This is a genomic window from Thauera aminoaromatica S2 (assembly GCF_000310185.1).
GTDB classification, from domain to species: domain Bacteria; phylum Pseudomonadota; class Gammaproteobacteria; order Burkholderiales; family Rhodocyclaceae; genus Thauera; species Thauera aminoaromatica.
In genome coordinates this window covers 1-15,728 of sequence record NZ_AMXD01000092.1, presented here as the reverse complement: position 1 = coordinate 15,728, position 15,728 = coordinate 1, and the positions used below count along the sequence as shown (strand labels likewise).

At 67.1% G+C, this 15,728-nt stretch carries 11 protein-coding genes; 3 read left to right on the top strand and 8 right to left on the bottom strand.

All coding sequences use genetic code 11. The features are described 5' to 3' along the window. Window positions 1–770: 770 nt before the first annotated feature. Entirely contained in the window at window positions 771–1,625 is an 855-nt protein-coding gene (gene ypfJ / locus C665_RS13550) for a KPN_02809 family neutral zinc metallopeptidase (RefSeq protein ID WP_187283009.1), read from the top strand. A 252-nt stretch (window positions 1,626–1,877) separates the two neighbouring features. Here the strand turns inward: ypfJ and accC are convergent, their stop codons facing one another. From accC to scpA, 4 genes are all read right to left on the bottom strand, one after another. Further along, the gene (accC, locus tag C665_RS13545; protein WP_004314673.1) at window positions 1,878–3,866 is read right to left on the bottom strand and encodes an acetyl-CoA carboxylase biotin carboxylase subunit; all 1,989 of its coding nucleotides are present in this window, start codon (window positions 3,864–3,866) and stop codon (window positions 1,878–1,880) included. 23 nt (window positions 3,867–3,889) lie between these two features. Continuing rightward, entirely contained in the window at window positions 3,890–5,422 is a 1,533-nt protein-coding gene (locus C665_RS13540; RefSeq protein ID WP_004314669.1) for an acyl-CoA carboxylase subunit beta, read from the bottom strand. A gap of 15 nt (window positions 5,423–5,437) precedes the next feature. After that, window positions 5,438–6,481 (bottom strand): methylmalonyl Co-A mutase-associated GTPase MeaB, encoded by a 1,044-nt coding sequence (gene meaB, locus C665_RS13535; RefSeq protein ID WP_004314668.1) that lies wholly within the window; start codon window positions 6,479–6,481, stop codon window positions 5,438–5,440. Window positions 6,482–6,694: 213 nt separating this feature from the next. Continuing rightward, a complete protein-coding gene (gene scpA / locus C665_RS13530; protein WP_004314665.1) occupies window positions 6,695–8,860 on the bottom strand; it encodes a methylmalonyl-CoA mutase in 2,166 nt (721 codons plus the stop codon). A 410-nt stretch (window positions 8,861–9,270) separates the two neighbouring features. On the opposite strand from scpA, the gene C665_RS13525 reads away from it, so the two are divergent. After that, window positions 9,271–9,942, top strand: a complete 672-nt coding sequence (locus C665_RS13525; RefSeq protein WP_004314663.1) for a GntR family transcriptional regulator — start codon at window positions 9,271–9,273, stop codon at window positions 9,940–9,942. Window positions 9,943–10,128: 186 nt separating this feature from the next. On the opposite strand, the gene paeA is transcribed toward C665_RS13525, so the two are convergent. The 3 genes from paeA to C665_RS13510 form a co-directional block, all read right to left on the bottom strand. Beyond that, on the bottom strand, window positions 10,129–11,427 hold the full coding sequence (gene paeA, locus C665_RS13520; protein WP_004314662.1) for a polyamine export protein PaeA: 1,299 nt from the start codon (window positions 11,425–11,427) through the stop codon (window positions 10,129–10,131). A gap of 404 nt (window positions 11,428–11,831) precedes the next feature. Further along, a complete protein-coding gene (locus C665_RS13515) occupies window positions 11,832–13,511 on the bottom strand; it encodes a cation acetate symporter (protein WP_004314661.1) in 1,680 nt (559 codons plus the stop codon). Beyond that, window positions 13,511–13,831, bottom strand: a complete 321-nt coding sequence (locus tag C665_RS13510; protein ID WP_353799366.1) for a DUF485 domain-containing protein — start codon at window positions 13,829–13,831, stop codon at window positions 13,511–13,513. The genes C665_RS13515 and C665_RS13510 overlap by 1 nt, the downstream gene beginning before the upstream one ends. Before the next feature lie 167 nt (window positions 13,832–13,998). Between C665_RS13510 and C665_RS13505 the strand changes: the two genes are divergently transcribed. Continuing rightward, complete coding sequence (locus C665_RS13505; protein ID WP_004314659.1) at window positions 13,999–14,781, top strand: enoyl-CoA hydratase/isomerase family protein; 783 nt, start codon at window positions 13,999–14,001, stop codon at window positions 14,779–14,781. 107 nt (window positions 14,782–14,888) lie between these two features. Here the strand turns inward: C665_RS13505 and C665_RS13500 are convergent, their stop codons facing one another. Next, window positions 14,889–15,533 carry a DUF3299 domain-containing protein gene (locus C665_RS13500; protein ID WP_004314658.1) on the bottom strand — a complete coding sequence of 215 codons (645 nt, stop codon included), beginning with the start codon at window positions 15,531–15,533 and terminating at the stop codon, window positions 14,889–14,891. Window positions 15,534–15,728 lie beyond the last annotated feature (195 nt).

Below are 15,728 nucleotides of genomic sequence, written 5' to 3'. Positions count from 1 at the left end.
CGCGCGGGTTCGACACTGCGGCGGCGATGGGGGCCGCTCGCGCGGTCGCGGCAGCGGCGGCTGTGCGCGGGGTCGGGGCCGCGAGAGCATGCACTTGTGCGCTCATGTTCGTCTCCTTGGTCTGGTTGTGCTGGGGGTCTGCCGGTGCCGCGGGTTGCGGCCGCGCACCGGTTGCGGTTCGGCAGCGCGTGCGGTGGCCGGGCAAACGGCGGCGCCCGAGGCAAGCATCGGCCGACGGCGGCCAGGCTCCCGGCATCCGTCGACACCCCGGAGTGGGGAGTCGCTTGGGGATGTGATGGTATGTCACAAAGTTGTTTTGTGCAAATCTAATAAAGGCATACTCGGAGGAAGCTCTGCTGCCGGCCGCGGCGCCCGTGGCCGCGCCGGTTCTCGACCGCCGCGATCGCGACTTGCGTCGCTCCTACGACACCATCACAGTTGCATCGGGATCGGCATCGGGATCGGCATCGGGATCGGCATCGGCATCGGGATCGGGATCGGCATCGGGATCGGGATCGGCATCGGCATCGGGATCGGGCGATGCGTGGCGCGCTGCCCGGGCGACGATCCAAGGCGATGGCCTTGATTTGGTTCACGTAGGAGCGACGCAAGTCGCGATTCCGGCCTTCGGGCAGCGCGGCGTGGGCGGAAGCGCCGCATTCGCGACTTGCGTCGCGCCTGCCGGAGAGCCGCTGCGCGGATGGCTTGCGCTTGCCTTGCCCCCTCCGCACTCACTAAGCTGAAAAGGTTCCCCACGAATGGAGCGCACCATGGACTTCCGCAACGGCAGGGAGAGCGACAACGTCGAGGACCGCCGCGGACAAGGCGGGCGCGGCCTGCGCGGCGGGGGCAAGATCGGCATCGGGACGATCGTGCTCGCGCTGGTGGCGATGTACTTCGGGATCGATCCGAGCGTGGTCCTCGACACGGCCATGACCGACCCCGCGCCGGTCGAATCCACCCAGACCCGCCCCGCCGCCGAGAACGCGCAGGCGCGCTTCGTGTCGATGGTACTGGCCGACACCGAGGACACCTGGCGGACGATCTTCCAGCAGGGGGGCGCGACCTACCGCGAGCCCAAGCTCGTGCTCTACACCGGCGCAACGCGCAGCGCCTGCGGGGTCGGGCAGGCGGAGATGGGGCCGTTCTACTGTCCGGCGGACGCCAAGGTGTATCTCGACCTGGCCTTCTTCGACGAGCTGCACCACCGCTTCGGCGCGCCCGGCGACTTTGCCCAGGCGTACGTGATCGCGCACGAGATCGGCCACCACGTGCAGAACCTGCTGGGCATCTCGGACAAGGTGCAGCAGGCGCGCACGCGGGTGTCGGAGCGCGAGGCGAACCAGCTCTCGGTGCGCCTGGAACTGCAGGCGGATTGCCTCGCGGGCATCTGGGCCCACCACGCCAACCGCAGCCGCAGCGTGCTCGAGGCCGGCGACATAGAGGAAGGCCTCGCCGCCGCCACCGCGGTGGGCGACGACCACATCCAGAAGCGCAGCCAGGGTTACGCGGTGCCGGACAGCTTCACCCACGGCAGTGCCGAGCAGCGCCGGCGGTGGTTCGCGATCGGATTGCAGCAGGGGCAGTTCAAGTCCTGCGACACGTTCAGCGCGCCGCGGTTGTAGTTACGCCGTCGCCGCAAAGGCACGGCGCCATCGCCCGGGAGCCCGTCCAGGGCGATGACGCCGATTGTTTTCGCGTAGGAGCGACGCAACACATCGCACCGACGTCACCCGGGAGCCCGTCCGCGGCGCGCGTTCCGGTCCCGCGGTGGCCGGACAAAAAAGAGGCCTGCTTGCGCAGGCCTCGTGCCGACAGGCACCCGGGCGTGGCCCGGGTCTCCCTCCCCATCGATCAAAACGGTTTTCGGGTGGCGATCACTCGAACTCGATGATGACCTCGTCCACCGACAGGCTGGCGCCGGGCTTGGCGACGATCTTCTTGACCTTGCCGTCCTGCTCGGCCTTGAGGACGTTTTCCATCTTCATGGCTTCGATGATGGCGAGCTTCTCGCCGGCCTTGACGTCCTGGCCCTCGGTCACCGCGATCTCGCGCAGCAGGCCGGGCATGGGCGAGAGCAGGAACTTGGAGAGGTCGGGCGGCAGCTTCGCGGGCATCAGCGACAGCAGGTGGGCCGCGCGCACGGTCATCACGACGGGTTCGACCTGCAGGCCGAAGTGCGAGATGCGGTAGCGCAGGCCGCGGCGTTCGATCTGCAGGCCGATCGGGGCGCCGTTGACGGTGCCCGCGAAGAGCAGCTCGCCGAACTTCCAGTCGGAGACGATGTTGTAGGTCCGGCCTTCGCAGGTGACGGCGAGGCCGCCTTCGATGGCGGCGGTGCGCATGGCGTACTGCTTGCCGCCCATGACGACGACCCATTCGCTGGCGACCTTGCGGCCGTGGCCGGCGAGCTGACCTTCGATCTGCACGGCGCGCTCGATGTAGCGCATGCGGGCGAAGGTGGCGACGGCGGCGAGCAGCGCGGGGTCGTCGTGCGGGACCATGGAGGCGTCGAAGCCCTTCGGATACTCCTCGGCGATGAAGCCGGTGTTGAAGTGGCCCGAGCAGAAGCGCGGATGCTGCAGCAGCGCGGCCTGGAAGGGGATGTTGGAGCTGATGCCGCGGATGACGAAGCCGTTGAGGGCGTCGCGCATGCGCTCGATCGCATCCTGGCGGTCCTTGCCGTGCACGATGAGCTTGGCGATCATCGAGTCGTAGAACATCGAGATCTCGCCGCCTTCATACACGCCGGTGTCGACGCGCACGCCGTTGCCTTCGGCCGGGGGCTGGAACTTGATGAGGCGGCCGGTGGAGGGCAGGAAGCCGCGGAAGGGGTCTTCGGCGTTGATGCGGCATTCCATCGCCCAGCCGTCGATCTTGACGTCGGCCTGGGCGAGCGGCAGCTTTTCGCCGTAGGCGACGCGGATCATCTGCTCGACGAGGTCCAGCCCGGTGATGAGCTCGGTGACCGGGTGCTCGACCTGCAGGCGGGTGTTCATCTCGAGGAAGTAGAACTCCTTGGTCGCGCCGCTGACCACGAACTCGACCGTGCCGGCCGACTCGTAGTTCACCGCGCGCGCCAGGGCCACGGCCTGCTCGCCCATGGCCTTGCGCATCGCGGGGTCGACGAAGGGGCTGGGGGCTTCCTCGATGACCTTCTGGTGACGGCGCTGGATGGAGCAGTCGCGCTCGTTCAGGTAGACGTAGTTGCCATGCGAGTCACCCAGCACCTGGATCTCGATGTGGCGCGGCTCGAGCACGTACTTCTCGATGAAGACGCGGTCGTCGCCGAAGGCGTTGCGCGCCTCGTTGACGCAGGAGGCGAAACCCTCGTGCGCCTCCTTGTCGTTGAAGGCGACGCGCAGGCCCTTGCCGCCGCCGCCGGCGGAGGCCTTGATCATGACCGGGTAGCCGATCTTCTTCGCGATCTCGACCGCCTCGTCGGGGCCGGAGATGGCGTCGTTGTAGCCGGGGATGGTGTTCACGCCGGCCGCGATGGCGAGCTTCTTGGACTCGATCTTGTCGCCCATCTTGGCGACCGAATAGTGCTTCGGGCCGATGAACTTGATGCCTTCCTCTTCGAGGCGGCGCGAGAACTCGGCGTTCTCGGACAGGAAGCCGTAGCCCGGGTGGACCGCCTCGGCGCCGGTCTGCTTGCAGGCGGCGATGATCTTGTCCATGACCAGGTAGGACTCTTTCGAGGCCGCCGGGCCGATGCAGACGGCTTCGTCGGCGAGTTCGACGTGGAGCGCGTTCTTGTCCGCCTCGGAGTACACCGCGACGGTCTTGATGCCCATCTTGCGGGCGGTCTTGATGACGCGGCAGGTGATTTCACCGCGGTTTGCAATCAGGATTTTCTTGAACATTTGGTCGGTTCCTCGTGCGCGGGTCAGAGCGGGATGTTGCCGTGCTTGCGCCACGGGTTGTCGAGCTGCTTGTCGCGCAGCATGGCCAGCGAGCGGCAGATGCGCTTGCGGGTGTTGTGCGGCATGACCACGTCGTCGATGAAGCCGCGGCTGGCGGCGACGAAGGGGTTGGCGAAACGGGCCTTGTATTCGGCTTCGCGCTGGGCGAGCTTCTCGGGGTCGCCCTTCTCTTCGCGGAAGATGATCTCGACCGCGCCCTTGGCGCCCATCACCGCGATCTCGGCGCTCGGCCAGGCGAGGTTCACGTCGCCGCGCAGGTGCTTGGACGACATCACGTCGTAGGCGCCGCCGTAGGCCTTGCGGGTGATCAGGGTGACCTTGGGCACGGTGCACTCGGCGTAGGCGTAGAGCAGCTTGGCGCCGTGCTTGATGATGCCGCCGTATTCCTGCGCGGTGCCGGGCATGAAGCCGGGGACATCGACCAGGGTGACGACCGGGATATTGAAGGCGTCGCAGAAGCGCACGAAGCGGGCGGCCTTGATCGAGCTCTTGATGTCGAGGCAGCCGGCCAGCACGAGCGGCTGGTTGGCGACGATGCCCACCGGCGAGCCTTCCATGCGCGCCAGACCGATGATGATGTTCTTGGCGTAGTCGGGCTGCAGCTCGAAGAAATCGCCGTCGTCGACCATCTTGAAGATCAGCTCCTTCATGTCGTAGGGCTGATTCGGGTTCTCCGGGACCAGGGTGTCGAGCGACAGGTCGATGCGGTCGGCGGAGTCGGCGCAGGGGATCGCGGGCGGCTTCTCGCGGTTGCTGGAGGGCAGGAAGCCGATCAGGCGACGCGTCATCATCAGCGCTTCGACGTCGTTCTCGAAGGCGAGGTCGGCGACGCCGGACTTGGTGTTGTGGGTGACGGCGCCGCCGAGCTCCTCGGCGGTGACTTCCTCGTGGGTCACGGTCTTCACGACCTCGGGACCGGTCACGAACATGTAGGACGAGTCCTTGACCATGAAGATGAAGTCCGTCATCGCCGGGCTGTACACCGCGCCGCCGGCGCAGGGGCCCATGATCAGCGAGATCTGCGGGATGACCCCGGAGGCCAGCACGTTGCGCTGGAACACGTCGGCGTAGCCGCCGAGCGAGTCCACGCCTTCCTGGATGCGCGCTCCGCCCGAGTCGTTGAGGCCGATGACCGGGGCGCCGACCTTCATGGCGTGGTCCATGACCTTGCAGATCTTCTCGGCGTGGGTCTCGGAGAGCGAGCCGCCGAAGACCGTGAAGTCCTGCGAGAACACGAAGACCAGGCGGCCGTTGACGGTGCCGTAGCCGGTGACCACGCCGTCACCGGGGATGTGCTCGGCATCCATGCCGAACTCGGTGCAGCGGTGCTCCTTGTACATGTCCCACTCTTCGAAGCTGTCGTCGTCGAGCAGCAGTTCGATGCGCTCGCGCGCGGTGAGCTTGCCCTTGCGATGCTGCGCGTCGATGCGCTTCTGGCCGCCACCGAGGCGGGCCAGTTCGCGCTTTTTCTCGAGCTGGCGAATGATGTCTTGCATGAGTGCGATCTCCTGTCAGATCTCGGTTTCGGCCGGCTGTCGCGGCAGTCGGCCCTGTTCGTTGGATTGGAGGTGGCCGAGCAGCCGGAAGGCCGCGGCCGCGGGCGTGGTGTCGCCCTCCTCGACCGCGCGTGCGAGGGCGGGAAGTTCCTCGCGCACGCGGGGATGGCTGCGGAAACGGCTGCGCAGCCCGGAATCGATCATCTCCCACATCCAGGCCAATGCCTGGTGGCGACGCTTGGCGGCGAACTCCCCGGAGGCGCCGAGCGCCTCGCGGTAGTCGCACACCGCCTTCCAGAAGTCGGCGATGCCCTGCTTCTGGAGCGCCGACAGGGTGAGCACCGGCACGGTCCAGTTGGGGCTGGCCGGGCGCAGCATGTGCAGCGCGGTCTTGATCTGCGCCTTGGCGCGCATGGCCGCACCGGCGTCGATGTCGGCCTTGTTGATGACGATCAGGTCGGCGATCTCCATGATCCCTTTCTTGATCGCCTGCAGGTCGTCACCGGCGTTGGGCAGTTGCAGCAGGCAGAAGATGTCGGTCATTCCGGCGACCGCGGTCTCGGACTGCCCGACGCCGACGGTCTCGACGATGATGACGTCGAAGCCCGAAGCTTCGCACACCAGCATGGTCTCGCGCGTCTTTTCGGCCACGCCGCCGAGGCTGCAGGCCGAGGGGCTGGGGCGGATGAAGGCCGCGGGGTTCTGTGACAGCAGCTCCATGCGCGTCTTGTCGCCGAGGATGGAGCCACCGGTGACCGACGAGGACGGATCGACCGCGAGCACCGCGACGCGCAGGCCCTGCTCGATGAGGTAGAGCCCGAGCGCCTCGATGAAGGTGCTCTTGCCCACGCCCGGCACACCCGAGATCCCCACCCGCATCGCCCCGCCGGTATGCGGCAGCAGCGCCTCGAGCACCTTCTGCGCGCGCGCCTGATGGTCCTCGCGCTGCGATTCGATCAGCGTGATGGCCTTGGCCAGCGGCCGCAGCTGGCGCGCCAGCACGCCAGCGACCAGCGACTGGTCGGCGGGATCGAGAGGGGTGGATATCGGAGCAGGCATGTCGGGTTTTATAGGGGCGTCCGTTCTACGGTTTGCGGTTCGTGATTCTTGTAGGAGCGACGCAAGTCGCGATTTCGGCGCCTCGATCCGCGCCGCGCGAACGGGTACGCCAGATCGCGACTTGCGTCGCTCCTACGGGAAACATCGGCTCTCCGGCAGGGCGGTGCTGATTCTGGCGCTGCGATCGCGACTTGCGTCGCTCCTGCGGGGACCTCACCCCGCCTTGCGTGCGGCGCGGATCTGCTTGAGCACCTCGCGTGCGGCCGCCGGGATCGGCGTGCCGGGGCCGAAGATGCCCTTGGCGCCGGCGGCGTACAGCGTGTCGTAGTCCTGCGCCGGGATCACGCCACCGACGAAAGTGATGATGTCGTCGGCGCCGAGGCGCTTCAACTCGTCGATGACGGCCGGGACCAGGGTCTTGTGGCCGGCGGCGAGGCTGGAGCAGCCGACCGCATGGACGTCGTTCTCGACCGCGTGGCGGGCGGCTTCTTCCGGGGTCTGGAAGAGCGGGCCGATGTCGATGTCGAAACCGAGGTCGGCGAAGGCCGAGGCCACCACCTTGGCGCCGCGGTCGTGGCCGTCCTGGCCGAGCTTGGCGATCATCACGCGCGGGCGGCGGCCTTCTTCGGCGATGAAGGCCTCGATGTCGGCCTTGAGGGTCTTCCAGTCTTCCTGTTCTTCCACGACGGCTCCATAGACGCCGGAAACGGCTTGCGGATTGGCACGGTAACGGCCGAAGACCTTCTCGAGCGCGTCGGAGATCTCGCCGACGGTGGCACGCAGGCGAATGGCCTTGACCGACAGGTCGAGCAGGTTGCCTTCGCCCGTCTCGGCGCACTTGGTGAGCGCAGCGAGCGCGGCCTGCACCGCGGCGGTGTCGCGGGTGGCGCGGATCTTGTCGAGGCGGGCGATCTGCGCCTCGCGCACCGCATGGTTGTCGATGTCGAGGATGTCGATCGGGTCTTCCTTGGCGAGCTTGTACTTGTTCACGCCGACGATCACGTCCTTGCCCGAGTCGATGCGCGCCTGCTTGTCGGCGGCGCACTCCTCGACCTTCATCTTGGCCCAGCCGGATTCGACCGCGCGGGTCATGCCGCCCATGGACTCGATCTCCTCGATCAGCGCCCAGGCCTTGTCGGCCATGTCCTGTGTGAGCTTCTCCATCATGTAGGAGCCGGCCCAGGGGTCGACCACGTTACAGATGTGGGTCTCTTCCTGGATGATGATCTGGGTGTTGCGCGCGATGCGGGCGGAGAACTCGGTAGGCAGCGCGATCGCCTCGTCGAGCGCGTTGGTGTGCAGCGACTGGGTGCCGCCGAACACCGCAGCCATGGCCTCGATCGTGGTGCGCACGACGTTGTTGTAGGGGTCCTGCTCGGTGAGCGACCAGCCGGAGGTCTGCGAGTGCGTGCGCAGCATCATCGACTTGGCGCTCTTGGGGTTGAACTGCTTCATGAGCCGCCACCACAGCAGGCGCGCGGCGCGCATCTTGGCGATCTCGAGGTAGAAGTTCATGCCCACCGCCCAGAAGAAGGACAGGCGGCCGGCGAAGGTGTCGACGTCCATGCCGGAATTGATGCCGGTGCGCACGTACTCGACACCGTCGGCGAGCGTGAAGGCGAGCTCGATGGCCTGATTGGCGCCCGCCTCCTGGATGTGGTAACCGGAAATCGAGATGCTGTTGAACTTCGGCATGTGCTGCGCGGTGTAGCCGAAGATGTCGGCGATGATCTTCATCGACGGGGTGGGCGGATAGATGTAGGTGTTCCGCACCATGAACTCTTTCAGGATGTCGTTCTGGATCGTGCCCGAGAGCTTGTCCTGGCTCACGCCCTGCTCCTCGGCGGCGACGATGTAGCCGGCGAGGATCGGCAGCACGGCACCGTTCATCGTCATCGACACCGACACCTTGTCGAGCGGGATCTGGTCGAACAGGATCTTCATGTCCTCGACCGAGTCGATCGCCACGCCGGCCTTGCCGACGTCGCCGGTCACGCGCGGATGGTCGGAGTCGTAGCCGCGGTGGGTCGCCAGGTCGAACGCGACCGACACGCCCTGGCCGCCGGCGGCGAGCGCCTTGCGGTAGAAGGCGTTGGACGCTTCGGCGGTGGAGAAGCCGGCGTACTGGCGGATGGTCCACGGCTTGACCGCGTACATGGTGGGCTGCGGGCCGCGCAGGAAGGGCTCGAAGCCGGGCAGCGTGTCGGCGTGCTGCAGGCCTTCGGTGTCGGCCTTGGTGTACAGCGGCTTGACCGAGAGGCCCTCGGGCGTGATCCAGTTCAGCTTGTCGAGGTCGCCCCCCGGCGCCTGCTTGGCGGCAGCCTTTTTCCAGGCCTCGATGTCGGGCTGGGGATAGACGGGATCGTTGGCTTTCGACATGGGAAACCTCGTGAGATCTGCGGCGGCCTGGGGTACAGGCGCGACCCGGATTGGTGATTTATCGGCAAGCCAACCCCCCCCGGGGCGGCGACGAAGCCGCCCGTGGCGATCCCACGAGCGGCCGTCGACGCTCCGGCAAGCGACGCGTCCCCTCTCTTCCGCCGGGTGGTCCCGGCGCCTCCCATGACGCATCGCGCTTCGGAAGTTGACTTGCACTGCAGGAAAAATAATACTTTATCCATAATTATGAATGCAATAGGCGGCAGCGGGCGAATGCGTTCCGACGGTCGGAAAGGGCGCGCAGCGAGCCGGGCCCGTCCGGCGAGAGAGGGCATGCACGCGCCACCACCACCCGTGATGGCCCTGCCCCGCGCCACCTTTTGAATCCGCTCCGAAGAAAGAATCCGCCCATGAACGCCACCCGCATCGCTCCGATCGCGCTCTACCAGGAAGTGGCCGAGCGCCTGCGCCAGCGGATCTTCTCGCACGAGCTGCCGCCCGGCACCTGGGTGGACGAACAGGCGCTGGCCGAGCACTACGGCATCTCGCGCACACCGCTGCGCGAGGCGCTGAAGGTACTGGCCTCCGAGGGCCTGGTGACGCTCAAGCCGCGGCGCGGCTGCTACGTGACCGAGATCTCGGAGCGCGATCTCGACGAGGTGTTCAGCGTGATGTCGATGCTCGAAGGCGAGTGCGCCCGGCTGTCGGCTGCGCGCGCGACCGAGGACGACCTCGCCCGCCTGCGCGCGATCCACGCCAACCTCGAGAAGGCCGCCGGCAAGCCCGACATCGACCGCTTCTTCGAGGCCAACCAGGCCTTCCACCTCGCCCTGCAGGAGATCGCCGACAATCGCTGGTTGCTCCACGTGATCGAGGACCTGCGCAAGGTGATCAAGCTGTCGCGCCACCACTCGCTGTTCTCGGAGGGCCGGCTGGAGCAGTCGCTCGCCGAGCACCGCGACATCCTCCAGGCCTTGCTCGACCGCGACGGCGCGCGCGCCGAGACCCTGATGCGCACCCACATCCTCAGCGGCCGCGCCGCCCTCGCCCGCATCGCCGAGGCGAAGACGCAGGCCGCGTGAGGCCTGGGCACATTGATTTCGTGTGGGAGCGACCCGGCCGACACGCCCGCAATCGCGACTCGCGTCGCGCCTATATCCCACCCGAGCCGCCGCCGGTTTTCGTGAGAGCGGCGCAAGTCGCGATTGCGGCGCTCCCGCACCCGACAGGCATCGGCGCGGACGACGGGCGTCGGAACCGGCTTGTTGCTACCCAGCCCCGACCGGGGTCTCGCGGGTGACCAGCACCTGGTCGATGCGGTAGTTGTCGATATCGACGACCTCGAACTTGTAGCCGAGATAGGTCACGAAATCGGTGCGTTTGGGGACCTTGCGCAGGCGGTACATCAGGAACCCGGCCACCGTCTCGTAGTTCTGGAAGCCCTCGAAGACCTCGATCTCGAGCGCCTGCATGACGTCCTCGATCGGTGTGACACCGTCGATCAGCCAGGAATTGTCGTCGCGGCGCACGATGAGTTCTTCCTGGAACGGGCTCACCAGATCGCCCATCACCGTGCTCATGACGTCCTGCAGCGAGAGCAAGCCCACCACCAGCGCGTATTCGTTGAGGACGAGCGCGAAGTCTTCCTTGGCATCGCGAAAGCGCTCCAGCGCCTCGAACAAGGTCAGGCTGTCGGGCAGCATCAGCACCTTGCGCACGATCGGCTGGGTGCGCAAGGACAGATCCTGGCCCTGCACGATGCGCGGCAGGATGTCCTTGGCGTCGACATAGCCGATGACGCTGTCGATGCCGTCCTCGCAAACCGGAAACTTGCCGTGCGGGTGGGCGGCGATCTTGCGCCGGATGCTCTCCTCGGATTCCGACAGGGTGAGGAAGACGATGCTCTCGCGCGAGGTCATCGCCGAGGGCACGATGCGCGAGTCGAGCTCGAACACGTTGCTGATCAGGTGCTGCTCCTGGCGCAGCAGCGCGCCGGCCTGGGCACCGGCGTCGGCCATGGCCATGATGTCGTCGGCGGTGATGTCCTCGATGCGCACGCTCGGCAACTTGAACCAGCGGAAGATGAGGTTGGCCGCGCCGTTGAAGACCCACACCAGCGGCGCGAACAGCCACATGCACACCTGCATCGGCTGCACCACCGCCACCGCGATGCGTTCGGGCTGGACCATGGCCAGGCGCTTGGGCATCAGGTCGGCAAAAAGCACGAACAGCGAGGTGACGAAAACGAAGGAGACGACGAAGGCGATGGTGTCGAGCATCGGGCCGGCGTAGGCCCGGCGCAGCAGCTCGGTGACGTAGGGAGAAAGCGCCTGTTCGCCGACTACGCCGCCGAGAATGGCGACGGCGTTGAGGCCGATCTGCACCACGGTGAAGAAGTGGCCCGGACTGTCCTGCAGCGCAAGCACGCGCCGGGCGTTGAGATGCCCTGCCTCGGCCATGACGCGCAGCTTGATCTTGCGCGCAGCCGCGAGGGAGATCTCGGACATGGAAAAGAAGGCGCTCGCTGCGATCAGCAGCAGGATGACGAGCAGTTCGTTGACAGGCACGACGACTCCTTTGGGATGAAGGTCCCGCCGGAAGGCAAAACCGGAATCGAGTCTGCGAGTCTACCACCTCGGCCTGAAGGGCAATCGGTGCCCCGGCGCATCGCCGCCCCCCGGGAAGGGATGGAGGAGGAATGCAGGAGGAATGTAGGAGCGACGCGAGTCGCGATTGCGCCCCCGCAGCCCTTTCCGGCCGCGCATCGCCCGCCGCATCGCCCGATCGCGGCTGGCGTCGCTCCCACGAAAACCGTCGTGCCCCGACCAGCGCCTGGAGTTTCTTGCAGGAGCGACGCCCGTCGCGATCGGGCGGCGAAGAGGCGCACCGCCGGTCGACGAAAAACCCGCCCGGCGCGGGAGCGCGGGGCGGGTCGGGGATGCGGCGCGGTTCGGGGAACCGCGCGCTTCGGTCAGTGCGACGAGGCGGTCGCGGCGCCGACACCGGTCTGGGCGCGCACGTACTGGTCCTCGAAGGCTTCCTTCTCGGCCTCGGCCGCCTTGCTCTTGTCGAGCGTGGAGAACAGCCAGGTCATGAAGAAGGCGATCGGCATCGAGAACAGCGCCGGCTGGGTGTAGGGGAAGATCGCCGAAGCGTTGCCCAGCACATCCACCCACACCGACTTGGACAACAGCACGAACAGCACCGCGCTGACCAGGCCGGAGTAGCCGCCCACGAGGGCACCCTTGGTGGTGAGGCCCTTCCAGTACATCGACAGGATCAGCACCGGGAAGTTGGCCGAAGCGGCCACGCCGAAGGCGAGCGCGACCATGAACGCGATGTTCATCTTCTCGAAGGCCATGCCGAGCAGCACCGCGACCACACCGAGGCCGATGGTGGCGAACTTCGACACCCGCAGTTCGGTCGCTTCGTCGGCCTTGCCCTTCATGATGACGCGCGAGTAGATGTCGTGCGAGATCGCCGAGGCACCGGCCAGCGCCAGGCCGGCCACCACCGCGAGGATGGTCGCGAAGGCCACCGCCGACAGGAAGCCGAGCAGAAGGTTGCCACCGACCGCGTTGGCCAGGTGCATGGCGATCATGTTGCCGCCGCCGATGACCTTGCCGCCGATCACGCCGCCTTCGAAGAACTGCGGGTTCTGGCCGACGATGATGATCGCGCACAGGCCCATGATGGCGATGACGTTGAAGAAGTAGGCGACGATACCCGAGGCGTAGAGCACGGACTTGCGCGCTTCCTTGGCATCGGTCACGGTGAAGAAGCGCATCAGGATGTGCGGCAGGCCGGCGGTGCCGAACATCAGGCCGAGGCCGAGCGAGATCGCGGTCACCGGGTCGGCGAGCAGGCTGCCGGGATTGAGCAGCTTCTGGCCCAGCTTGTGCACTTCCATCGCACGGTTGGTGAGCTCGTCGAACGAGAAGCCGAACTGGCTGAACGCGAGCACGCCCACCGCGGTACCGCCGATCAGCAGCATGCAGGCCTTGATGATCTGCACCCAGGTGGTGGCGACCATGCCGCCGAAGGTGACGTACACCATCATCAGCGCGCCGACGACGACGAGCGCGATGTTGTAGTCGAGACCGAACAGCAGCTTGATGAGCTGGCCGGCACCGACCATCTGCGCCACCAGGTAGAAGCACACCACGGTCAGCGAGCTCACCGCGGCCATCGTGCGCACCTTGCCCTGGTCGAGGCGGTAGGCAGTGATGTCGGCGAAGGTGAACTTGCCCAGGTTGCGCAGACGCTCGGCCATCAGGAACAGGATGATCGGCCAGCCCACGAAGAAGGAGAGCATGTAGATGTAGGCATCCACACCCTGCGCGTACATCATCGCGGTGAGACCGAGCAGCGTGGCGGCGGACATGTAGTCGCCGGCGATCGCGAGGCCGTTCTGGAAGCCGGTGATGCCACCGCCGGCGGTGTAGAAGTCGGCGGTCGACTTGGTGCGGCTGGCCGCCCAGTAGGTGATGCCCAGGGTCATCAGCACGAACACAAAGAACATGCCGATGGCGTGGAGGTTGAGCGGCTGCTTCTCGGCGGCGTCCATCGCGGGACCGGCGGCGAGCACCAGCGGGCTGGCGGCCAGCGCGAGCAGGCCGGCGGCGCTACGGGAAAGGCTACGGGCGTTCATCATTTTTCCTCCTTCCAGGCGGCCTTCACGAGTTCCTTGTTGATGTCGTCGAACTCGCCATTGGCGCGGCGGACGTACACCAGGGTCAGGACCCAGAAGAAGATGAACTGCAGCAGGCCGGCGAGGATGCCGAAGGTCAGGTTGCTGCCCTCGAACAGACGCTTGCCGATGAGCTCGGGCGCGAACGCCACGAGCAGCACGAAGCCGTAAAAGACGATCAGGACGATCGCCGCCAGAATGCCCGCGAAGCGGGTGCGCTTGGCGACAAGCTCCGCGAACCGCGGGTTGCGCCGGATGTGCGCATACATCGAGCTAGACACTTTCACTCCCTCCCAAGGATAAGCAACACGAACTGCTTTGCCTCCACCTTTCCTCCTGCCTCGGCGGCCGTCTGACGCGGCATCGTAGGCGAGCGGATGATATATCATCCATAAGACTCCATACACATCCGTATGGAAAAATTTTATTTATCGAAAACGGCGAACCGATGAACACAAGAATCGACCTCGACATCGACCAGGGCATCGCCACCGTGACCCTGCACAACCCGACCAAGCTGAACGCTGTGAACGCGGCGATGTGGCGCGGACTCTCGGCGGCGATGGCGCGCATCGCCGCCGACGATTCGGTGCGCTGCGTGATCGTGCGCGGCGCGGGCGAGAACGCCTTCGCCGCCGGCGGCGACATCGAGGAGTTCCGCAGCGTGCGCGCGACGGTGGACGATGCGCTGCACTACCACGAGGACCTGGTGGCGAGCGCGCTGAACGCGATCCGCGACTGCGCCGTGCCCACCGTGGCGGCGATCCGCGGCGCCTGCGTGGGCGGCGGGCTGGAGATCGCCGGCTGCTGCGACATCCGCATCGCGGGCGAGTCGGCACGCTTCGGCGCGCCGATCAACCGCCTGGGGTTCTCGATGTATCCGGGCGAGATGGCCGGCCTGCTCGCCCTGGTCGGCCCGGCGGTGGTCCTGGAAATCCTGCTCGAGGGCCGCATCCTGGATGCGCGCGAGGCGCTGCAGAAGGGCCTGCTGACCCGCGTGGTGGACGACGAACGCGTATTCGAGGAGGCCGCCGTGTCGGCCGAGCGCATCCGCGCGGGCGCGCCGCTGGTGGCGCGCTGGCACAAGCAATGGGTGCGCCGGCTGACCACCGGCGTGGCGCTGGACGAGGAGGAGAAGCGCCGCGCCTTCGACTTCCTCGCCACCGCGGACTATCGCGAGGGCCTTGCCGCATTCAGCGAGAAGCGGGCACCGGTGTTCCGGGGGCGCTAGCCGCGGCGCCGCAATCGCGACTTGCGTCGCTCCTACGGCACGTCACCGCGCTTCCGAAAGCGCCTGTGGGAGCGACGCGAGTCGCGATCCCGGCGCGGGCAGGCGCTTCATCGCCGCTTCGGCTTCTCCTCGACGTACTCCTCCACCTTCACCGCGCGCAGCTGGTAGCCCGCGGTACCCATGTCGGAATCGATGCGCCCCACCGCCATGACCCCGTCCACCCACACCGGCAGCATGTTCCAGCCGCCCGGCACGGGCTTGTCGGGGATGACGTGGATGAGCTGGTTGGCGGGCGGCGGCGGGACGTGCACGCAGGCACCGAAATACGGGACGAGGAGAAACTCGCGGATCTTCTCGCCGCTGGTCTCGAGCGGCACGACGAAGCCGGGGATGCGCACGCGCGCACCGGCCATGCGCTCGACCAGGGGCGCACGGTCCCACTCCTCGCGCATGCGCTGCAGCGCCTCGGCGGCGCGCGGGTCGTTGTCCTCGAGCTTGTCGAGCTCGAGGCCCGAGAGGAAGCCCTCGGGGTTCCAGTCGGCAGGGATGAGGTCGTCCCAGCTGATCTCGCGGAACTCGCCCTTTCCCGGCGCGGGCGCAGCGAGGCGGTCGCCCACCGCGTACTGGCCGGCGGACTCGCCGGCCGGGGCCTGCGCGCCAGCCGGCAGCGGCGCGAACGCCAACAGGGCAAGCAGCGGTACGACGCGCAGCGCGCGCGGGACCAAGCGGGCGAGGTGCAGATTCGTGTTCATTTCCTGCCTCCGGTTGCAGGCGTGCGGTGATGGATCCGGGCCCTCCCGGCCCCGCGAACGAGGCGGTGCATCCCGCCTCAGGTCCGCACGGTCATGCCGTCGGCGAGCGACTGGCGGTAGGCGCGCAGCGCCGGCAGCAGGCTGGCGACCAGGCTGGCGGCGAGCACCGCGCCGAGCAGGCGCCATTCGCCCGCC